The sequence below is a fragment of the Williamsia sp. R60 genome, from assembly GCF_054063855.1.
In genome coordinates this window covers 430,432-451,985 of the sequence record NZ_JBSSGR010000003.1, presented here as the reverse complement: position 1 = coordinate 451,985, position 21,554 = coordinate 430,432, and the positions used below count along the sequence as shown (strand labels likewise).

At 64.3% G+C, this 21,554-nt stretch carries 16 protein-coding genes and 1 pseudogene; 7 read left to right on the top strand and 10 right to left on the bottom strand.

Annotated elements, in window-relative coordinates; translation table 11 throughout:
- The first annotated feature begins 59 nt into the window (after positions 1-59).
- Positions 60-1,397: a serine hydrolase domain-containing protein gene (locus tag ACVWY6_RS15450; RefSeq protein ID WP_457539196.1), complete on the top strand. Its 1,338-nt coding sequence runs from the start codon at positions 60-62 to the stop codon at positions 1,395-1,397.
- A 1-nt stretch (position 1,398) separates the two neighbouring features.
- On the opposite strand, the gene ACVWY6_RS15445 is transcribed toward ACVWY6_RS15450, so the two are convergent.
- Genes ACVWY6_RS15445 through ACVWY6_RS15430 form a run of 4 tightly spaced genes read right to left on the bottom strand, consistent with a single transcriptional unit; the run spans position 1,399 to position 5,974 of the window.
- Positions 1,399-2,187, bottom strand: coding sequence for an SDR family NAD(P)-dependent oxidoreductase (locus ACVWY6_RS15445; protein ID WP_457539195.1), 789 nt, complete (start codon positions 2,185-2,187; stop codon positions 1,399-1,401).
- Entirely contained in the window at positions 2,184-3,284 is a 1,101-nt protein-coding gene (locus ACVWY6_RS15440) for a zinc-binding dehydrogenase (protein ID WP_457539193.1), read from the bottom strand. Before ACVWY6_RS15440 ends, ACVWY6_RS15445 begins: the two co-directional genes overlap by 4 nt.
- Positions 3,285-4,238 (bottom strand): TIGR03619 family F420-dependent LLM class oxidoreductase, encoded by a 954-nt coding sequence (locus ACVWY6_RS15435; RefSeq protein ID WP_457539191.1) that lies wholly within the window; start codon positions 4,236-4,238, stop codon positions 3,285-3,287. It lies immediately after the preceding gene.
- Complete coding sequence (locus ACVWY6_RS15430; RefSeq protein ID WP_457539190.1) at positions 4,235-5,974, bottom strand: PEP-utilizing enzyme; 1,740 nt, start codon at positions 5,972-5,974, stop codon at positions 4,235-4,237. The genes ACVWY6_RS15435 and ACVWY6_RS15430 overlap by 4 nt, the downstream gene beginning before the upstream one ends.
- A 262-nt stretch (positions 5,975-6,236) precedes the next feature.
- On the opposite strand from ACVWY6_RS15430, the gene ACVWY6_RS15425 reads away from it, so the two are divergent.
- Together ACVWY6_RS15425 and ACVWY6_RS15420 are read left to right on the top strand one after the other, a co-directional pair.
- Positions 6,237-9,620, top strand: a complete 3,384-nt coding sequence (locus ACVWY6_RS15425) for a pyruvate carboxylase (protein WP_457539188.1) — start codon at positions 6,237-6,239, stop codon at positions 9,618-9,620.
- Between the two features lie 113 nt (positions 9,621-9,733).
- A complete protein-coding gene (locus ACVWY6_RS15420; RefSeq protein ID WP_457539186.1) occupies positions 9,734-10,573 on the top strand; it encodes a mycofactocin-coupled SDR family oxidoreductase in 840 nt (279 codons plus the stop codon).
- Between the two features lie 98 nt (positions 10,574-10,671).
- Here the strand turns inward: ACVWY6_RS15420 and ACVWY6_RS15415 are convergent, their stop codons facing one another.
- From ACVWY6_RS15415 to ACVWY6_RS15400, 4 genes are read right to left on the bottom strand one after another with little or no spacing between them, the layout of a single operon-like run.
- Positions 10,672-11,727, bottom strand: coding sequence for an acyl-CoA dehydrogenase family protein (locus tag ACVWY6_RS15415; protein ID WP_457539185.1), 1,056 nt, complete (start codon positions 11,725-11,727; stop codon positions 10,672-10,674).
- A 10-nt stretch (positions 11,728-11,737) separates the two neighbouring features.
- Positions 11,738-12,973, bottom strand: a complete 1,236-nt coding sequence (locus ACVWY6_RS15410; RefSeq protein ID WP_457539183.1) for an acyl-CoA dehydrogenase family protein — start codon at positions 12,971-12,973, stop codon at positions 11,738-11,740.
- Positions 12,970-13,752, bottom strand: coding sequence for an enoyl-CoA hydratase-related protein (locus tag ACVWY6_RS15405; RefSeq protein ID WP_062796325.1), 783 nt, complete (start codon positions 13,750-13,752; stop codon positions 12,970-12,972). The genes ACVWY6_RS15410 and ACVWY6_RS15405 overlap by 4 nt, the downstream gene beginning before the upstream one ends.
- A 7-nt stretch (positions 13,753-13,759) precedes the next feature.
- Positions 13,760-15,439: an AMP-binding protein gene (locus ACVWY6_RS15400; RefSeq protein WP_457539181.1), complete on the bottom strand. Its 1,680-nt coding sequence runs from the start codon at positions 15,437-15,439 to the stop codon at positions 13,760-13,762.
- Between the two features lie 145 nt (positions 15,440-15,584).
- Between ACVWY6_RS15400 and ACVWY6_RS15395 the strand changes: the two genes are divergently transcribed.
- A complete protein-coding gene (locus tag ACVWY6_RS15395) occupies positions 15,585-16,328 on the top strand; it encodes a FadR/GntR family transcriptional regulator (protein ID WP_030166434.1) in 744 nt (247 codons plus the stop codon).
- A 127-nt stretch (positions 16,329-16,455) separates the two neighbouring features.
- Entirely contained in the window at positions 16,456-16,674 is a 219-nt protein-coding gene (locus ACVWY6_RS15390) for a hypothetical protein (RefSeq protein WP_023958664.1), read from the top strand.
- 168 nt (positions 16,675-16,842) lie between these two features.
- Here the strand turns inward: ACVWY6_RS15390 and ACVWY6_RS15385 are convergent, their stop codons facing one another.
- Together ACVWY6_RS15385 and ACVWY6_RS15380 are read right to left on the bottom strand one after the other, a co-directional pair.
- Positions 16,843-17,937, bottom strand: coding sequence for an inositol-3-phosphate synthase (locus tag ACVWY6_RS15385; protein ID WP_062796329.1), 1,095 nt, complete (start codon positions 17,935-17,937; stop codon positions 16,843-16,845).
- Complete coding sequence (locus ACVWY6_RS15380; RefSeq protein ID WP_038253268.1) at positions 17,930-18,571, bottom strand: PadR family transcriptional regulator; 642 nt, start codon at positions 18,569-18,571, stop codon at positions 17,930-17,932. The genes ACVWY6_RS15385 and ACVWY6_RS15380 overlap by 8 nt, the downstream gene beginning before the upstream one ends.
- Positions 18,572-18,824: 253 nt before the next feature.
- Here ACVWY6_RS15380 and ACVWY6_RS15375 point away from each other — a divergent pair.
- A pseudogene (locus tag ACVWY6_RS15375) lies at positions 18,825-19,214 on the top strand (DUF5318 family protein); the annotation flags it as partial.
- A 284-nt stretch (positions 19,215-19,498) separates the two neighbouring features.
- Positions 19,499-21,544, top strand: a complete 2,046-nt coding sequence (locus ACVWY6_RS15370; protein ID WP_116916439.1) for a transglycosylase domain-containing protein — start codon at positions 19,499-19,501, stop codon at positions 21,542-21,544.
- Positions 21,545-21,554: the final 10 nt, after the last annotated feature.

Here is a 21,554-nt window from a genome sequence, read left to right as displayed (position 1 = left end):
TATGGAAGCGCTGAACACCAGGTAGTCTCCTTCTGATTCGACCTGGATGAGGAACGCAGATGATTCGTGCCGGCAAGCTCATGGGAACTTCACTCGTCGCGGTGTGCGTCATCGCCACTGCGTGCAGTACTTCCGACAGCAATTCGCAGTCGCCATCCCCTTCGGCCGGCTCGTCGTCGGTTACGAGTTCAACTCCGGCCCCGCCACAGTTCGCGGCCACTCTGGCGCCGCTGATCGAGAAGACCATGGCGGACAACGTAATTCCCGGTTCGGTTGTCATGGTCAGTTGGCCCGGTCACGGTGATTGGGCACAGGCTTTCGGGACGCGCACCATCGGAGCGAACGAACCAATGACCGTCGACGACCACTTCAGGGTCGGCAGCAACACCAAGACGATGACGTCGACGGTGATCCTGCAACTGGTCCAGGAAGGCAAGCTCGCACTGGATGACCCGATCGGTAAGTACATTCCCGGCGTTCCGAACGGCGACCGCATCACCGTGGCCCAGCTGTCGGAAATGCGGAGCGGGCTCTACAGTTACACCCTCGACGCCGGCTTCAATGCGACTCTCGACGCTGACCCCGGCAAGGTCTGGCGGCCCCAGGAACTCCTGAATATCGCGTTCTCCCACGAGGTCCAGTTCGAACCGGGCGCGCGGTTCGACTATTGCAACACCAACATCGTTCTTCTCGGGTTGCTGATCGAGCAGATCACCGGAAAGACCGCTTCCGCAGCGTTCTCCGAGCGCATCTTCGAGCCGCTCGGACTGAAGAACACCTCGCTGCCGCTGCCCCCCGATTCTGCCATCCCGGACCCGCACCCGAACGGGTACTCGTTCGGTACCAACGTGTCGACCATCAACACATACGAATTGCCCGCTGCGGAGCAGCCGCTGGCCCTGAACGGAACGCTCAAGCCCAACAACGAAACCGACGCCAACCCGTCGTGGGCGTGGACGGCGGGTGGAGCGATATCGACGATGGGCGATCTGGCGACCTACGTCCGCGCTTTGGTGGGAGGTGGTCTGCTCGACCCGCAGATGCAGCAGATACGGCTGTCCAGCATCACCCCGACCGATCCGGGCAACCCGGCCGCTGCCGGTTACGGACTCGGCATCGCCCGCTTCGGTCCTGAGTTGACCGGACACGACGGACAGATTCCTGGGTTCATGACATTCATGGGCCACGACCCGAGCAGTGGACTCACGATCACGATCGGTACCAATCTAGCCACCGTGCCCACAGGCGAGGGTTCGGCATTGACGATCCTCAAAGCCATCATGCCGGTGTTCTACGGCACGGGATCGGTGCCCGGAGCTGACCCGGCAGCGGCACCGTCGTCTGCGGGGGCACCGACCCCCACGACCGCGTCGGCCACGCCGACGCCGGGTGGGTGAATCAGCGCGCAGGTACCGGGATGGTCTGGCCGCTCCCACAAGTGGCGCCGCCATCGACCGGGATCGCGGTTCCCGTCACGAACGACGCAAGCGGTGAGGCGAGGAACGCGATCACCTCGGCGACCTCACGTGCGGTACCCCAACGATGCAGCGGCACCATGGCTTTGAGCGACTCGTACCGCTCCGGCGTGTTCTCTTCGATGCGTTTGGTCATGCCCGTGCTGATGGGCCCCGGGCAGACGCAATTGATCCGGATCGAGTCGTTGGCCAAGTCCAGTGCCAGTGACTTGGCGAGATTGACGACGCCCGCCTTGGCCGCGGCATAGGGCCACCGGTTCGGCTCGCCACCCATGGCGGTGGCGGACGAGGTGATCACCACAGAACCGCCGCCCGCCTGGCGGAAGAAGGGGATCGATTCGCGGATACCGAGGGCCACCGCGCGGAGATTGACGTCGATCGACCGGTCGAAGACATCCATGTCGAGGGTCTCGATCGAACCCGACGCCGGAACTCCGGCATTCAGGATCAGCGCATCGAGGGTCCCGAATGACTCGACGGCCACCGACATCGCGTCGCGGTTGTCGACGCTCAGCGTGACGTCGCCGACGAAGGGCACCGCGTGGTCGTTGCCGCTGAGCCAGTCCAGGCTGTCGGCCGACCGGTCGAACGCGACCACGCGACCGCCGCGTTCGAGGATCAGCTCGGCGGCGGCCCGGCCGATGCCGGAGGCAGCACCTGTCACGACCGCGACGAGTCGGGTTGCATCCGAACCGTTCTCGGCCTGGGTCATGACGGCATCTCGATGATCGCACGTCCCACGATCTCGCCGCGCGCGAGAGCCTTGTACGCCTCGTCCGCCTGCTCGAGCGTGTACCGACGGGTGATGACGCGCTCGGGCTCGACGATGCCGCCCGAGACCATGCGGAGCAGTGCCGGCATGTCCCGCCGTGCCTTGGCTCCATACGAACCATGGATCTCCAGCTTGCGGCGAACGAGCCGGGCGAGGTCGATCTCTCCCGCAGAGCCGGCGGGGGCGATGCCGACCACCACGGCGCGACCACCGTCGTCGAGGATCTCCATCGCCGTGGCGAAGGTGTGTTTGTTGCCCAACGCCTCGAAGGCCACGTCAACACCGTGGCCGTCGGTCAGCGCCCGAACCTCGGCGACCACGTCGGTGGTGCTGGAATTGATGGTATGAGTTGCACCCAGTGCGGCAACGGCTTTGAGCTTCTCGTCGTTGACGTCGATGGCGATGATCTGCGCCACTCCGGCGGCCGCAGCGAACTGTACGATCGACGACCCCACACCTCCGGCAGCGATCACTGCGATGCGGTCACCGAGTTCGAGCTCTGCATTGTTGACCGCGCCCAGCGCGGTGAACGAGCTGCATCCCAGAATCGACACCTCACCGAGGCCTACACCATCCGGAACCTTGAAGGCGTCAGACGCCGGGACCACGCAGAACTCGGCCAACCCGCCCATCGAGTACATCGCAAGTGACGTACCGTCCTCGCGCGCCAGCCGGGTCTCGCCGTCGTAGAGAGTGCCGTTCAGTCGATTGTGCGCAAAAAACTTCTCGCACAGGTCCTCCAGTCCGCGCACGCAGTGACGACAGTCGCCACAGGGCATGATGAAACTGCAGACGACCCGGTCGCCGACAGCAACGTTGTCCACGCCATCGCCGATCTGCTCCACCACGCCGGAGACCTCGTGCCCGAGTACTGCGGGCGCCGGGAACTTCACCTCCGACTTGAGCACGTGCAGGTCGGTGTGGCACACGCCGCAGGCGGTGACCTTGAGAAGAATCTCGCCACGGCGTGGCTCGGGTCGGGGGATGTCTTCGATCGTGAGGTCGGGGCCGTCTCCGGCCCACACCGCTGCCTTCACTTACACACTCTCCTTCGCCAATTGTGCTGCTGCCGAATCTTCTTCGGCGGTCTCGAGCAAGGTGGCCAGCCGCGCGGGTGCCTGTGCCCAGTCTCGGGTGGACCGCATCTCGTCCCAGAAATTGATCTCGACGATGAACTGTTCGGCCCCGGCAGCGACTGCCGTCCGGATGTCCCGGCGGACGCCGTCGACACCCTGGCCACCGGAACCGACCGCATCGGTCGGCCGCTGCAGGTACGAGCGCAAGAAGAGGCGTACGGGGGCGAGCTGATCCGGCCGTACCTCGCGCATGGTCTGCAGTTGATCGAGCAACGCCTCCGCGGTCCCGCTGCTGGGATTCCAGATGTCGAACAATGCTGCGGTACGGGCCAATCCAGCGGCCGAACGCAGCCCGGACAACAGCGGCGGGTGAGGCTGCTGCACCGGCTTGGGCCGAACCACCGACCTGGGAATGTTGAAGAAGTCGCCTGAGAACTCGACAGGGTCGGGGCCCCAACATGCTTGGACAGCCGCGACCAACTCGCTCATCCGTCGTCCGCGTGTGCGCGGATCCACATCCATCTGTCCGTGCTCTTCGTCTGACCAGCCCGCGCCGAGCCCGGCGACCAGTCGGCCGCCGGACAGCACATCGAGCGTCGAAAGACGCTGAGCCAGTTCGATGGGTCGGTGATACCCGGCCACCAGGATGCTGCTGCCGATCATCGCCTTCTGTGTGCACGCGGCAACAAACGCCATGAGCTCGGTGGCGCCGAGCACGGAGCGGTAGGCCGGGTGCACGGTGGTGGTGTGCCTGCCGCCGTAGATCGATTCGTTCTGCTCTGGGTAGAACAGGTGCTCCTGAACCCACAGGCTGCCAAAGCCCAGTTCCTCTGCGGCAACGGCGAAGTCGCGCACCGCCGTCGCGTCGACGTGTTCTCCGAGCTGGGGGAGGGTGAGACCGACCTTCAGGGTCACAGTACGGTCACTGTCCCGGTGTTGCCGTCCACCTCGATCATCGCGCCGTCGGGGATGCGTGCGGTCGCATCCTGGACCGAGACCGCACAGGGAATGCCCAGTTCGCGACAGACGATCGACGAGTGCGTGATGGTGGCCCCGACGTTTACCACCACGCCACCGGCAAAGACGAACAACGGGGTCCAGGCCGGGTCCGTCTGCGGTGCGACGATGATGTCGCCCTCGGCGAGATCGCCTGCGTCATAGGGGTCGTGAAGTACTCGAGCTCGACCCCGGCTCACGCCCGGAGCGCCACCCACGCCACTGAGAGTGTCGCCCGGCAGGGCGGGCTCCGATTTGTGTTCGGTCCGGCGCGGCCACTGTGACAGGGGGAGCGGCTCGAACAGGAAGAACGGCGGTTCCAGGTCGAACAACTGGAGGTATTGTTCGCGACGCTCGGCGATGGTGGCCGAGAACGACTCGGGGTCGGCAGCGAAGTCGTCGAGCTCGGTGTCGAGCAGCATGGTGATGTCGTGGTGGTCGTCCATCACTCCGCGAGCGACCATGCGGTGCCCCAATTCGTAAAGTGCCGCTCTCATCTCACCCATCACCTTGACGCACGATGTCTTGGTTCGTTCGCGCCATGGCATGAACTTGGTGATCGACTTGGCTGCGTCGAGGAAGCTCTGGCGGGTGTCTGCATCGGGCATCTTGTCGGCGAGTTCGGCCGTGAGCGCGATGCGCTTGGCCTGGTTGCGCTCAAGGATCAGCTCTGGATCGGCATCGTCGGGACTCAGACGCATGCCGTTGATCGCCATCAGTGCGAGAACAGGTTTGGTCTCCCAGCTGTCCGAACGGATGTCCCATTCGTTCGGTGCCCGGGAGCCGTACTTGTACAAGAAGTCGTCGAAGTCGATGCGGAACTGCTTGACGTCGGGGGAATCACTGGCGTCGACCGCGTCGAGCACAGTGGCGAGACCACCGTCGAAGATGGTGGTCAGTTCGTCGGAGGCAGCGACAAGGCGGCCCATCTTCCACATCGCGAAAGACGGAGCGGCCGAATCGACACCACCCAATCCGCTCAGCAGATCGCCGAGTTTGTCGCTCTCACCGATGGACTCGAGCAGGGCGCCGGCCACTGCCGGTCCCATCGTGGACAGTGTGGTGGTGACCGGGTGATAGGCGTAGCAGAAGACCAGGTCGGGAACGAATGATCGTGCATGGTCGACCAATTCCTGATCGCTCAGGTCGCTGAGGTCAGGACGCTGCTCACGCGCGAGGTCGGCGCGGCGCTTGGTCTCTTCGGCCTCGGGATACGTATTGGTGGTCAATGCCCATGCGGTCTTCTCGGCAAGACCCGCGGTCAGTTCAGCGTTCTCGTGGTCCGGTTTCGGCTCGTACTCCGGCAGGTCGGGGTGGTCGCCCACCCAGAGGCGGTTCCACACCGGCACGGTCAGGCCCGGTAGACGAGCGCCGTTGAGTTCGGTCATCGAGAAGTTGGTGTAGTGGTAGCCGCCGAAGTTACCGATGATCTCGGGCATCGTCTCGTCGATCTCGGAGGCCAGGTGGGTTCCGAGGTGCTCGACGTAGCCTTCGCGCCACCCGATGTTGAGGCCTTTGTTCCACACGAGGGTCACGTTCAGCGGACTCGACGGGTCGGGCAGGACCTCTCCCGCGTTGGCCCGCGTGTAGACGGGGTAGCGCTCACTGAACTCCCAATCGGTGATCCAGTGGTCGGGGCGTGGCGCGTTGCTCATCGAGTCCTCCTGAAGGCGGCTGACGGACTGTATTTCAAGTCACACTATAGAAACATCGCCCAAATAGAAACATGTACAGAGATATTGCGTAGCAAGTTGAGCAACATTCTCAGCCAGCCACCGATTCTGACTAACTTGACTGTCCATATAGTAAGTGATGGCAAAACGTGAGAGACTCAGCTCACATACCTCGCCCCACCGTGCCTGCCCGTGCGGTGTGATTCGCCGTTCCCGGCATCGTCCCGACAAGAGAGGAACGCCCATGTTCACAAAGGTCCTGGTCGCCAACCGTGGCGAGATCGCGGTCCGCGCATTTCGTGCCGCCGTTGAACTGGGTGCGTCCACGGTTGCCGTCTACCCGTACGAAGACCGCAACTCGGCCCATCGCGCCAAAGGGTTCGAGGCGTATCAGATCGGTGAACCAGGCCATCCCGTTCGCGCCTACCTCTCTGTCGACGAGATCATCTCGGCCGCACAACGTGCTGGTGCGGACGCGATCTACCCCGGATACGGTTTCCTCTCCGAGAATCCGGACCTGGCCGCTGCCTGTGCAGCTGCGGGGATCACCTTTGTCGGCCCGTCCGCCGACATACTCCGGCTGACCGGAGACAAGTCGCACGCTGTTGCCGCCGCCCGAGCCGCCGGGCTGCCGGTGCTGGCCTCCTGTGCGCCATCCGATGATGTCGACGAGCTGGTCGCCGCAGCGGAGGGAATGCGCTTCCCTGTGTTCGTCAAGGCAGTTGCCGGCGGCGGCGGCCGAGGAATGCGACGTGTCGCCGACCCGGAGTCACTCAGGTCTTCCATCGAGGCTGCATCGAGAGAGGCGCACACGGCGTTCGGTGACGGGACCGTCTTCCTCGAACAGGCGGTGGTCAACCCCCGGCACATCGAGGTCCAGATCCTGGGTGACAGCAGCGGCGAGGTCATCCACCTCTTCGAGCGGGACTGCTCGTTGCAGCGGCGACACCAGAAAGTTGTCGAGGTGGCTCCCGCGCCAAACCTGGATCCCGAACTGCGCGAACGTATCTGCGCGGACGCGGTGAAGTTCGCTCGGCACATCGGATACACCTGTGCAGGCACCGTGGAGTTCCTCCTGGACCCGTACGGCAATCACGTCTTCATCGAGATGAACCCGCGGATTCAGGTGGAGCACACTGTCACCGAGGAGATCACCGATGTCGATCTGGTTGCGGCGCAACTCCGTATCGCTTCGGGTGAGTTGCTGACCGAGCTGGGCCTGACGCAGGAGTCCATCGAGATCCGCGGCGCTGCCATGCAGTGCCGGATCACCACCGAGGACCCCACCGACGGGTTCCGCCCCGACACCGGCCGGGTCACGGCCTATCGCACACCTGGCGGCTCCGGCGTCCGATTGGACGGCAGTGTCGGACTCGGGTCGGAGATCGGTTCGCATTTCGACTCGATGCTGGTCAAACTCACCTGCCGAGGACGCGACTTCGCCACCGCAGCGGCCCGCGCCCGGCGGGCGATCGCCGAGTTCCGTGTACGTGGCGTGGCGACCAACATCCCTTTCCTGCAGGCAGTCCTGGACAATCCCGACTTCCTGGCCTGGAGGGTCGACACGTCCTTCATCGAGAATCACCCGGAACTGTTGACCCAGAACGTCTCCGCGGACCGGGGCACTCGGATTCTCCGCTACCTTGCAGACATCACCGTCAACCGGCCACACGGCGAGCGTCCGTCCACCGTCTACGCCGTCGACAAGCTGCCGGCGGTGGACGTCGGCAACCCACCTCCGGCCGGGTCGCGGGATCGGCTGCTCCGCCTCGGACCGACGGCGTTCGCCGCAGACCTCCGTCGCTCGACGGCTCTGGCCGTCACCGACACCACATTCCGGGATGCCCATCAGTCCTTATTGGCAACGCGCGTACGAACCCGTGATCTTGTCGCCGTTGCGCCCTATGTGGCCCGGATGACCCCGCAGCTGCTGTCTGTGGAGGCGTGGGGAGGGGCGACATACGATGTGGCGCTGCGCTTTCTGCACGAAGACCCGTGGGAGCGACTGTCCGCGCTACGTGAGGCGATGCCGAACATCTGCATCCAGATGCTGCTGCGAGGCCGGAACACGGTGGGATACACGCCGTACCCCGACGAGGTGACCCATGCGTTCGTTCGCGAGGCGGCAGACACGGGTGTCGACATCTTCAGGATCTTCGATGCGCTCAACAATATCGACCAGATGCGCCCGGCCATCGATGCGGTTCGCGACACGGGCACAGCCGTTGCCGAAGTGGCGATGTCGTACACCGGCGATCTGACCGATCCAGATGAGGATCTGTACACGCTCGACTACTACTTGCGACTCGCCGAACAAATGGTGGAGGCCGGCGCACATATTCTCGCGATCAAAGACATGGCCGGTCTGCTGCGTCCCCCGGCCGCCGCCACCCTTGTCACAGCACTGCGTTCACGTTTTGATCTACCGGTTCATCTCCACACCCATGACACCCCGGGCGGTCAGTTGGCCACGTACCTCGCGGCCTGGGACGCCGGGGTCGACGCCGTCGACGGTGCCAGCGCCGCGCTGGCCGGCACCACCAGTCAGCCGGCGCTGTCGGCGATCGTGGCCGCGACCGAGCACACACAACGTGACACCGGGCTCGATCTCAGCGCCGTGTGCGACCTCGAACCGTATTGGGCCGCAATCCGTTCGAACTATGCGCCATTCGAGTCAGGACTCCCCGCACCCACCGGCCGCGTGTACACCCACGAGATCCCGGGCGGGCAGCTGTCCAACCTGCGCCAGCAGGCCTCGGCGCTCGGTCTGGCCGATCGGTTCGAGGACATCGAGTCGGCCTATGCCGGCGCCGACCGGATTCTGGGCCGATTGGTCAAGGTGACCCCGTCGTCGAAGGTGGTCGGCGACCTCGCGTTGGCGCTTGTCGGCGCCGATGCGACAGCCGACGACTTCGCAGCCGAACCGTCCTCGTATGACATCCCGTCGTCGGTCATCGACTTCCTCCGCGGCGACCTCGGCGACCCCGCCGGTGGTTGGCCCGAGCCGCTGCGGTCTCGGGCGCTGGCCGGTCGGGCCGAGGCAAGAGCGGTCACGCCCCTCACGGAACAACAGCTGTCGGGACTGTCGGGGCCGAGCGAGGTCAAGCGGGAGACGTTGAACCGGCTGCTGTTCCCCGGCCCGACAACGGAGTTCGAAAACCACCGCGACAACTTCGGAGACACCGCGCAGTTGTCGACCAATCAATACTTCTACGGCCTGCGGCAAGGCGAGGAGCATCGGGTGCAGCTCGAACCCGGCGTGGAGTTGCTGATCGGTCTGGAAGCCATCTCCGAACCCGACGCCCAGGGCATGCGCAACGTGCTGTGCATACTCAACGGTCAGCTCCGGCCGGTGCAGGTACGTGACCGCAGCGTCGAGACCACCACTCGCGAAGCCGAAAAGGCCGATCGCACCGACCCGGGGCAGGTACCGGCGCCCTTCACCGGTGTGGTCACGTTGTCGGTCAAAGAGGGCGACGCCATCGAGCAGGGTGAATTGGTGGGAAGCATCGAGGCGATGAAGATGGAGGCCGCGATCACCGCGCCCCGCTCCGGCACCGTCAGCCGTGTGCCCATCAGTGGTGCAGCACAGGTCGATGGTGGCGACCTGCTTCTGGTTATCGGGTGAACCGATGACCTGGTCGTCAACCCTTTTGAACGCGAGGTCATGTCGACTCACTGTGCCAGAAAGTCAGCGCTCGATTGCTGGTCGTTTGCAACAACAGAAATGAGGAGTGACACATGGGTGGTCGGTTCGAAGGCAAAGTCGCCTTCATCACGGGAGCTGCACGAGGACAGGGACGATCGCACGCGATCCGTCTTGCGGAAGAAGGCGCGGACATCATCGCGGTCGACATCTGTCGGCCGATCGAGAGCGTGACGCCGTTCTATGAGCTGGCGGAGCCTTCCGACCTGGCGGAGACCGTACGCCTGGTCGAGGCTCTGGACAGACGGATCGTGGCGCGGGAGGTCGACGTGCGTGACCTCTCCGCCTTGACCAGTGCTCTTGCAGAGGGTGTTTCGGCACTGGGCGGATTGGACATCGTTCTGGCCAACGCCGGCATCTTCATCAGTCACGACGCCGACGGCATGCCCGAAGAGGCATGGCGTGACGTCGTCGACATCAATCTGACCGGCGTCTTCTTCACTGCGCACGCTGCCATCCCGCACCTCAAGAAGCAGGGAGGCGGTGTCATCTTGCTGACCAGTTCCACTGCCGGAATGCAGGGCTACGCGAACGCGCCGCACTATACGGCGAGTAAGCATGGCGTGGTCGGGTTGATGAAGAGTCTCGCGCAGGAACTCGGCCCTTACGGCATCCGGGTCAACACGGTTCACCCGACCGGTGTGGACACCCCGATGATCCAGAACGAGCGGACGTGGGGGTTGTTCTCTCCGGATGACCCTAATCCCACCCGCGAGGCCGCCGCCGAGGCGATGAAGGTGACCAACCTTCTTCCGGTTCCGTGGATCGACGCTCGGGACGTCAGCAACCTCGTGGCCTGGTTGGCCTCCGACGAAGCGCGTTACGTGACGGCGTCGCAGTACTCCGTCGATGCCGGCGCGGTGAACAAGCCGTGATCGCGTCCTGAAGTTCTTGCTGCACAGCACAACGAGCCGGAAACACGAAGACGAGCCACCCGCGGGTGGCTCGTCTTCGTGTAGCTGGGTCGTCTGACTCAGGACACCAGCGCCGCGGCAACTGTCTCGGCGTGCACGGCGGTGTTGCCGAGCAACAGTTCACTCGTCTTGGCCCGGCGGAAGTACCTGTGCAATGGGTGCTCCCAAGTGAATCCGATGCCGCCGTGGATCTGCACGGACTCCTCGGCCGCGAAGGTCGCGGCTCTGGAGGCGAGTACTCGCGCGGTCGCAGCAGCGACGAACAGCTCGCCGCTACTGCGGGAATCGGCGTCGGCGGCATCGAGTACAGCTGCCTCGGCCAGTTCGATCGCCACCAGCATGTCGGTGAGTCGATGTTTGATCGACTGAAACGACCCGATGGCACGTCCGAACTGTTGTCGGGTCTTGGCGTAATCGACAGACATCTCCAGGCAGGCGCGTGCAGCCCCCACCTGCTCAGCGGCGAGCGCGGTGATGGCGATGGCCTGCGCCCTGTCGAGACCCGCTACGAGGTGGTTGCCGCCGACGCGCTGCGCTGATGCCCCGGTGAACTCGATCCGCGCGAGTGGCCTGGTGAAGTCGAGTGATTCACGCGCGGTGCGTGTTACGCCGGCGGCGTCACCGCCGATGACCGCCAACTCCGGACCCGAGGGTCCCTCGGCGACGACGACGAGCAGATCAGCATCGGCTCCGGAGACCACGGCCTCCTGCGCGCCGTCGAGAACGATTGTGTTGTCGTCACCTCCGGACGCGGTGATCGACGTGGACGCAAACGGGTATCCGGTCACGAGTGCGGCGGTCACGCTGCCATCCGCGATGGTCGGAAGATGTTGTGTCTTGGCGGCATCCGAACCTGCGTGCAGCAGAGTGAAACCTGCCAGGATGACCGAGGAGAAGTACGGACCGGCGCCGAGTGACCGGCCCAGTTCGGCCATCACCACAGCGGTGTCCTTCAGGGTGAACCCTGCTCCGCCGTAGTTCTCCGGGAACGGGACCTCGGTCAGACCCATCTCCAGCAGCGAGGCCCAGACGTTGTCGCCGGCTGCGGTGCGGGCCAGCGACGACCGGAGACTTGATTCGAGATCGCGCTGTTCGACCGTCAATTCGAGAGGCATTGCCGATCTCCTAACGTGGTTCGCGGGGCAGTCCGAGCCCGCGTTCGCCGATGATGTTTCGCTGGATCTCGTCAGAGCCTCCCGCTATGCGATAGCCGGGTGCGCCCAGGAGGTGTTCGGTCCAGGCGAACGTGTTCGGCTCTCCGGTGTCGGCGAGGATCTTCGGGCCGAGGAACGAAGCGGCGGCGTCGCCGATCCGCTTGAGGTTCTGGGTCCAGACGAGTTTGCCGATCGAACCCTCCACTCCCGGAACGGCTCCGGATTGCTCACGTTCGGCGTAACGAGCCACCATCAGTGCCGAGGCGCGCTCGTAGATCGCAGCGTCTGCCAATTGCCGGCGTACCAGGGGATCGTCGGTGATGCCCAGACTCTTTGCCAGCCGCACCAGATCGGCGCTGTTACCGCCGGCGCTGACGATACCCGCGCTCGAATTGCGTTCGAAGCCAAGCGTGGTGAGCGCGACCTTCCAACCGTCACCTTCGGCACCGATGCGCAGCGAGTCAGGGATTTCGACGTCGGTGAGGAAGACCTCGTTGAAGGTCGATCCACCGGAGCTCTGCCGAATGGGTCGTACATCGACCCCGGGCGCGTCCATCGGAACCATGAACGCCGTCATGCCACGGTGTTTGGCCACGGTGGTGTCGGTACGGGCGATGAGCAGGCCCCACTCGGAGAACTGTGCACCCGAGCTCCACACCTTCTGCCCGTTGATGCGCCAACCATCGCCGGTGGCCACAGCTTTGGTGGACAGCCCGGCCAGATCGGAACCGGCGCCGGGCTCGGAGAAGAGCTGGCAGCACAGTTCGTCGGTGCGAAGGAATGGCCGGACGAATCGCTGTTGTTGATCCTCGGTGCCGAGCGCATGAAGCGTGGGCGCCACCAATTCGACGGTGACGAGCACGGTCTCGTGACGGTCCGGCGTGATGTACTGCCGCTCGAGGCCGACGTACACGCGTTCGTGGCTGGCAGTCAGTCCTGCGCCACCCCATTCCGGACCCCAGGTGATGGCACCGAACCCGGCATCGACCCTTTTCCGTTGCCAGTCCCGGGCGGCGTCGATCAGGTCGCGTTCCTCGTCGTGGGTGTGGTTGTGGAAAATTGCGTAGTTCGGGTCTGCGGCCACCGCCGGCCCCGTCTCCCGCCGGTCGAGGTGCTCGTCGAGCCACGCAACGCACTTTTCGGAGAAGGCGTCGACGTCGATCACCTGCGCGTCGACGGATCCACTTGATCCCGGGCTCGGGGTCATGGCTTCTTTCCTTTCGACATCTCGGCGATACGGGCCTCGACTGCCTTCTTGGAGTCGGGGTGCTCGGACAGTCGCACGGTGAAAGTCTGTTCGAGTTCGTAGCCGCGTTTGAGATCGACGTCTTCGCACCCGTTCAGCGACTGCTTTGCCAGGGTGAGCGCGTATCGGCTCTTGGCGGCGATGACGCGCGCCCGCGACATCGCGACCTCGAGGAGCTCGTCATGCGGTACCACGTCGAGGGGCGCACCCCAGCTGCGCAGGGTCTCTGCATCGACGGGCTCCGCGGTGAAGAACATCCGTCGCATCGCCTGCTGCGGAAGCATTCTGGCGGTGAACCGGCCTCCACCGAGCACTCCGACACCCATCTCCGGAAGGCCGAACGTCGCCCGGTCGGAGGCGACCACGATGTCGCTGAGCGAAGCCAACGCAAGTCCACTGCCGAGAGCGGGACCGTTGATGGCAGCAACAACGGGTAACGCGCAGTCGTACAGCCCGAAGAGTGCCCGTCTCACGCTACGCATCTCGACGTCGCCGCTGACCGAATCCATCACCCGGAAGTTGCCGAGATCATTGCCCGCGCAGAAGATCCTGCCGCGGCCGGTGAGGACGATGGCGCGGATGTCCTGGTTGTCGGACAACATGTCGAAGACTCGTGCGATCTCGTCGTACATCTGGGTGTCGATCGCGTTCACCTTGCCGCGGGCAAGTTCGACGAGTGCGATACCCGGTTCCGGCTCGGTGACGACGAGATGTTCGATCCCAGGTGTCTGAACGGTCATTCGGCCCCTATTTCTCGTGTGTTGCGGCGAATTTCATCGCCGTCATCTGGGGTGGGAGCGCATCCCGATCGCGGGTCCAGTCGCGCAGCGCAAACTTCTGCACCTTGCCGCTGGCCGTCTTCGGCAGCGAATCGACCACGAAGACGCTCTCCGGGATCTTCTGCACCGCGATCTCTCGTTCGAGAAGAAACCGGTGCACCTCGGGCAGTGTGAGATCGCGCTGATCCCGGGTCACCACAAACGCGCACCCGCGTTCACCGGTCCGGGCATCAGGCCCGGCGACAACGGCCACCTCGACAACAGCCGGATGCTCGCTGAGTTGGTTCTCGACGTCGTGTGCGCTGATCTTCTCGCCCGAACGATTGATGACATCTTTGATACGTCCGACGATGTGGATGCCGCCGCTGCTGTCGAAGCGACCCAGGTCACCGGTACGGAAGAAACCGTCGTCGGTGAAGGCGGTCTCGTTCAGGCGCTCATCGAGGTATCCGAGAAAGGTGTCCGGCCCTCGCCAGAGGATTTCGCCGACCGCCCCTGTGGCAACGGACGTGCCGTCGTCGTCGGCGACGATCACCTCCGTGGGTGAGATCGGCCGACCATCGGTCTTGGTGCGCAGATAGATGGGGTCCCATCGGTCGGACGCCGTGACAGACGGGCCCTCGGTGGCGCCGTACATTCTCGTGACCGTACCCAGCCGCTCGGTTGCGGCGGCGGTCAGCGAGTCGGGGATATCGGCTCCGCCACAGGCGATGTAGCGGATGGAAGGGGTGTCGAGCTCCGCCGCGGTGGCTGTGTCGAGCAGGCCCCGGAGGAAAGGCGTCGAGAAGATCATGAAGCTGGCGTGCTCGGACCGGATGAGATCCAGGGCGGCTTCGGCATCCCAGATGTCCTGCAGCACAACCGTTGTGCCGAGTAGGCACGGCAGCGTCAGCGCGCAGTTCACCCCGGTCACATGGGTGACCGGTGATGGGTTGAAGATGACGTCGCGCTCGTTCAATCCGAACCAGGTGATCATCGACCGGTTCTCGTAGATGAGGGTGTTGTGGCTGTGCAGAACGCCTTTGGGGTCGGCGGTGGTACCAGAGGTGTACAGCAACAGGCAGATACTGTCAGGGTCGGCCGGCGGTAGATTACGTACTGCCGAAATGGCTTGCGGGGTGGCTGACTTCGTCAATTCGTCCAATGTGGTGCCGACTGCCGCGTTGACGGGGTTTCCTTCGATGGAGACGACGAGCTGCAGGTCGGGAAGGTCGGTCACCAGGTCCCGGTACATTGCCCCGAAATCGAAACCACGGTGCGTTCCGGGGATGAGCACCACCTTTGCGCGAGCCTGCCCGAGGATGAATCGGAGTTCCCGGGCTCGGTAGATGGGAACGATCGGGTTGGCGATGGCGCCGAGCTTCATGACGGCCTGAAACGCGATGACCGCCTCGGCGCAATTGGGCAGCTGGAACGCTACGACGTCGCCGGATCGCACACCGCGACCTCGCAGTGCTGCCGCGAGCCGTGCCGACGCGTCGTCGAGTTCACCGAAGGTGATGCGACGGGCACCGTCGATCACCGCAACAGCGTCTGGATATCGAGCGGAGGCTTGCTCGAGAAAGTGGGCGACGGGCTGATCGCGCCAGTGCCCGGCATTCCTATAGCTCTGCGTCAGAGCAGCATTCGGTGGCCGTGTGGGATACATGACCACCTCCTCGCCCCCGTGAGTACTTTTCTGACACGGACTACAGTATCTAATCCCGCTAACTATGTACAGACTTGGCGCACATCACACTGTCCGTAGGTATGGTTAGCACTGCGAGACGAACTTGGAGGCGGGGGAGAAACACATGACCATCGAGGAAAGCGTTCCGCGGGCGCGCGCGCCCAAGATCTCGGCGCGAGTGGCCAACGTGATTGCGGATCAGATCCTCGGAGGCGGAATCGTCGTCGGACAACGGCTGCCCACAGAGAAAGAAATGGTCGCAGAGCACGGGGTGGCGCGCACGACCGTCCGGGAAGCGCTCCGTCTGCTCGAAAGCCGCGACCTCGTGACGATCAAGTCCGGCATCGGTGGCGGCCCGGTGGCAAAGCGGCCGGAGCTCGAGTCGCTCGGCAACACGATGAAGCTGTTCCTGCAGATCAACGGCGCCAACATCAGCGATGTCATCGACGTGCGCCTGATGATGGAGCCCATCGTCGCCCGTCAGGCCGCGGCGAACGTCACCGACGATCAGCTCGAGACCATGCAACTGGCGCTCGACCGCATGCGCGAGGACCCCGGCGATTACGCCAACTTTCAGGAGAACAACGCGGTCTTTCAGCGCAGTGTGTACGAGGCAGCGGGAAACCCGGTCCTGAAGATCGTGATGGAGACGCTATGGCTGCTGGTGCGCGACGCCGAGCCCAGCGAGCATCCGATGCCCACCCGCCTCGCCGCGATCGAGATGCAGCAGGACGTGCTCGACGCGATGCGTGACCGGGATTCCGAGGCGACCGCCACGGCCATGAACGCATTCAACGAGGAGTCCGCCAAGTACTACCGCCGCCGTCTCGGCGACATCATCTCCCAGCCGGTGCACTGGCAGCTGTAGACACCGGCCGCGGCCGTGTGCCGGATTATTCGCGAATCGGCGGGAACATTTTCCATGACCGAGGTCTCCTATCTCTGACTGCTTCACCAAGACAGAGAATCAACAGCACCGAGTCACAGGAGACATCATGGCCACCGAGTACTACGACACCAACGCAGACGGCATCATCGACACCGCTCTCACCGACACCGACGGCGACGGCATCGCCAACTACGAGGAGTACGACACCGACGGTGACGGATTCGCCGACGAGATGCACGAGGACGCCAACAACGACGGCTACATCGACACCGTGCACGTCGACACCGATGGCGACGGTTACTACGACACCACGGTGGTCGGCTGATCCACAGACTCCCCGATGTAACTGACGAAGACCCACCGAGTATTCGGTGGGTTTTGTCGTTTCGCTCCCGTGATGCGTGAATCTGAGGACCGTTTTGTACCGGAAATGCCAAGAGCCGCACACCTTCTAGAAGGCGTGCGGCTCTCGGGTGGAGCTTGTCGGATCAGATCAGGCGTCTGCACCGATGATGAAGGCTTCGAGCTGCTTGCGCGCGACGTCGTCGGCGAGCTGCTCGGGCGGGCTCTTCATGAGGTAGGCCGAGGCCGGGAGGATGGGTCCTCCGATGCCGCGGTCCTTGGCGATCTTCGCCGCACGAACGGCGTCGATGATGATGCCGGCCGAGTTGGGGGAGTCCCAGACCTCGAGCTTGTACTCGAGGCTCAGCGGCACGTCGCCGAAGGCGCGACCTTCGAGGCGGACGTAGGCCCACTTGCGGTCATCCAGCCACGCAACGTGGTCGGACGGTCCGATGTGGACGTTCTTGTCGTCGATCTTGCCCGCCAGCGAACCGGTGAGGTTCGAGGTGACGGCCTGGGTCTTCGAGACCTTCTTGGATTCGAGACGCTCACGCTCGAGCATGTTCTTGAAGTCCATGTTGCCGCCGACGTTCAGCTGGTACGTACGGTCCAGCGTGACACCGCGGTCCTCGAACAGCTTCGCCATCACGCGGTGGGTGATGGTGGCGCCGACCTGGCTCTTGATGTCGTCGCCCACGATCGGCACACCGGCATCTTCGAACTTCTTGGCCCACACGGGGTCGCTGGCGATGAAGACCGGGAGGGCGTTGACAAACGCGACGTTCGCGTCGATGGCGCACTGCGCGTAGAACTTGTCGGCCTGCTCGGAACCGACGGGCAGGTAGGACACGAGCACGTCGACCTTGGCGTCCTTCAGGGTCTGGACGACATCGCCGCCCTCGCCGTCGGCCTCGGTGATGGTCTCGCGGTAGTACTTGCCGAGTCCGTCGAGGGTGTGGCCCCGCTGCACGGTGACGCCGGTGGGCGGCACGTCGGCGATCTTGATGGTGTTGTTCTCACTGGAGAAGATGGCATCCGAGAGGTCGAAGCCGACCTTCTTGGCGTCCACGTCGAATGCGGCGACGAACTCGACGTCGCGGACGTGGTACTTGCCGAACTTCACGTGCATGAGGCCCGGAACGGAAGCGTTCTCGTCGGCATCCTTGTAGTACTGCACGCCCTGGACCAGGGATGAGGCGCAGTTACCCACGCCAACAATTGCCACGCGTACTGTGTTGTCACCCATGGTCGGGTTCCCCTTCTTTGTGTGGTGTAACCGAAGTTGTTTCGGGTTCTGTCGTAACCGCCTCGGTCGGCAACGGTCCGGGATTCCTCGACGTCTTGGTCGACTCCCCGGCCCATTCCGAACTCTCGGCGGCGATGAGTTCGTTGAGCCAGCGAACTTCACGCTCACTGGATTCGAGACTCAGCTGATGGAGTTGCTTGGTGTAGCGATCCACTGTGCGGTTCGAACGTCCGACGGCCTCTCGGAGACCTTCGCGCCGCTCTTCCACCTGCCGGCGACGACCCTCGAGGATGCGCATGCGCGCTTCCGCGGGAGTCCGGCTGAAGAATGCGAGATGCACTCCGAAGCCGTCGTCGGTGTAGTTCTGTGGTCCGGTGTCGGCGACCAGTTCGGCGAACCGTTCGCGTCCCTTCGGGGTGAGCGCATAGACGCGACGAGCGCGTCGTTTGAGCGTTCCCGGAGGGCCCGAATCCTCAGCGATCAAACCGTCGGCCTGCATGCGGCGCAGTGACGGGTACAGCGATCCATACGAAAACGCGCGGAACGCCCCGAGCAGTCCGGTGAGCCGTTTACGCAGCTCATAGCCATGCATCGGGGATTCGAGGAGCAAACCGAGTACCGCGAGTTCGAGCATCTCCGATCGCACCTCCGTTCAACGTGTTGCAGAAACCTGTACCGCAGATGCTACACACATATGTATCGGGCCGATATAACCGGGATGGAAACTACGCCTGAACTGGGCTTATCCGCAGCATGCACGCGTTGAGAACGGTCGGTGCCGCGAGAATTGGGCCGTCAGCAGCGACGATCGGAGCCCTTTCGCGGTCTTGGCGGCGCCGAACCGCCAAATCTTCCGAGTCGGCGGCACGTACTCTTGATTCGTGCGATTGCAGCGACAGGTGGTGGACTACGCGTTACAGCGCAAGTCCCGGCTGGCCGAGGTCTACTCCGGACGTACCGGGGTTGCCGAGGTGTGCGATGCCAGCCCCTATTTGCTGCGTGCGGCGAAGTTTCATGGCCGTCCCAGTTCGGTGCGATGCCCGATCTGCCGGAAAGAACAGGTCACCATCGTGTCCTGGGTGTTCGGCGAGAAGCTCGGGCAGGTGTCGGGGTCGGCGCGGACCACGGAGGAGATCCTCCGCCTGGCCGTGAGCCAGGAGGAGTTCTCGGTTCATGTGGTCGAGGTGTGCCGGACCTGCAGCTGGAACCACCTGGTCCAGTCGTACGTGTCCGGCCTGCCTCCGCGTCCACGGGTACGGCGGACCCGGCGGGTAGCGGGGGGTCGAATGGCGAACAGTTCAGCCGATGCAGCCACTGACGTGGGTGCCGGCGGTGGCCCAGAAGGAATGGGCTCAAAAGGGATCGGCACTGAAGGTATGGAGAAGTACTTGTGAGCAATGGCCCTGACGGACCCAACCGGTCCGGTTGGACCTCGGAGCACGACGGCGGCGGCCGCGCTCCCTCCAGCAGCAACCCGGTCGAGAAGAAGCGACGGTGGCAGAAGGCAGTCGCCTGGATCGTCGGTCTAGGCGGCGCGCTGCTCCCGGCTTTCGCGCTGGTGATGGCAGCGGTGTTCCTGGTGACCTACGCCGGAGCCGAGGTGCCCGCACCCGGCGACATCAAGCAGAGTCAGATCGCCACGGTGGTCGACACCCGGGGCGGCGAACTCGCGCGAATCGTGCCACCGGAGGGCAACCGCACCGATGTGCCGATCACCGAGATCCCGCAGGTGCTGCAGCAGGCCGTGATCGCAGCCGAGGATCGCGAGTTCGCGAGCAACTCGGGCTTCTCGATCCGCGGTTACTCCCGCGCGGCGTGGGGCAAGGTGACCGGTCGCGAGGACGCGGGTGGTGGCTCGACCATCACCCAGCAGTACGTGAAGAACGTGCTGACCGGCGACGAGGCCAGCTACCAGCGCAAGTTCCGTGAACTTGCGATCTCCACGAAGATGTCCAGCGAGTGGACCAAAGAAGAGATCCTCGCGGCGTACCTCAACACCATCTACTTCGGTCGCGGCGCCTACGGTGTCTCGGCGGCGGCCAAGGCGTACTTCAACAAGAACCTCGCCGACATCACCCTGTCGGAGGCGGCTGTACTCGCGTCGTCGATCCGCTCTCCCTCTTACTACGACCCGGCAACCAACCTCCAGGCTGCCGAAGGGCGCTGGGAGTACGTCCTCGACGGCATGGTCACGATCGGCGCGATCAACAGGGAAGAGGCCGACGCGCAGGAGTACCCGAAGGTCGTCGATACCCAGGCCGTTGCCGGCGACCCGGCGAGCGACGGACCCAACGGACTGATCAAGCAGCAGGTACTGGCCGAGCTCGGCACACTCAACATCTCCGAAGAGGAGATCCGCACCGGCGGTCTTCGCATCACAACCACCATCGATCCGCAGGTGCAGCGGGCGAACTTCACCGCGGCGAACGACCTCCGAGAGGGTGAGCCGCCCGAGCTGCGAACGTCTGTGGTGTCGATCGATCCACGGACCGGCGCGGTCCGGGGCTACTTCGGTGGCAACGACGGCAACGGATTCGACTACGCGCAGGCCAATCTGCAGACCGGCTCGTCGTTCAAGGTGTTCGCTCTGGTGGCAGCACTCGAGCAGGGCATCCCGCTGTCGAAGACTTACAGCTCGGCGCCTTTCGAGGGACCCGGCGGCCTCACCGTCACCAACTCGGACGGCGAATCCTGCGGATCGTGCAACCTCGCGACGGCCATGAAGATGTCGCTGAACACCGTTTACTACCGCCTGATGATGGACCTCAACGGTGGACCCACCGCGGTCGCCGATGCGGCTCACCGCGCGGGCATCCCCGAGGTCGCGGCCGACGGCGCCAAGACACTGCAGAACCCCGACGGCGGAGTCGAGGGTGGTGTTGTGCTCGGGCAGTACGCATCTCGCGTCATCGACATGGCGTCGTCGTACGCCACGCTCGCGGCGTCGGGCATGTACCACGCCCCGCACTTCGTTCAGAAGGTCGAGAACTCGCAGGGCCAGGTGCTCTACGAGCGCACCGACAATGCGGGTGAACGCCGGCTGCCGGCCGAGGTGGCCGACAACACCACTGCTGCACTGGAACCGATCGCCTCGTACTCGAACGGCAACGCACTCGACGGGGGCGAGCGGCCGTCCGCCGCCAAGACAGGCACCACCCAGCTCGGCGACACCGGGCTGAACAAGGACGCCTGGATGGTGGGGTACACGCCGCAGCTGTCGACGGCAGTGTGGGTTGGTACCGACAAGGGCACCGCGCTCAAGAACTACACCGGCGCAACGATCTACGGGTCAGGCCTCCCGGCGCAGATCTGGCGAACAGCGATGAACCGGGCTCTCGACGGCCGGCCGATCGAGGAGTTCCCGGAACCGGGCGAGATCGGTGGAGTCGCAGGCGTTCCCTATGAGCCGCCGCCGCAGACCTACACCCCCACGCGCACGGTGCCGACCACCACCACACCGCCGACCACCACCACTCGGCCGGGCGTGACGCTAGGCCCCGGTGTGGTGATCCCGCTCCCGGGTGGCGGGCCCGACCCTGACACCGAGACGGAGACAGAGCCGGTACTCCCGCCCGAAGAGGGTGGACCGTCCACAGGTACCCGCTGAGCGAGTGGGG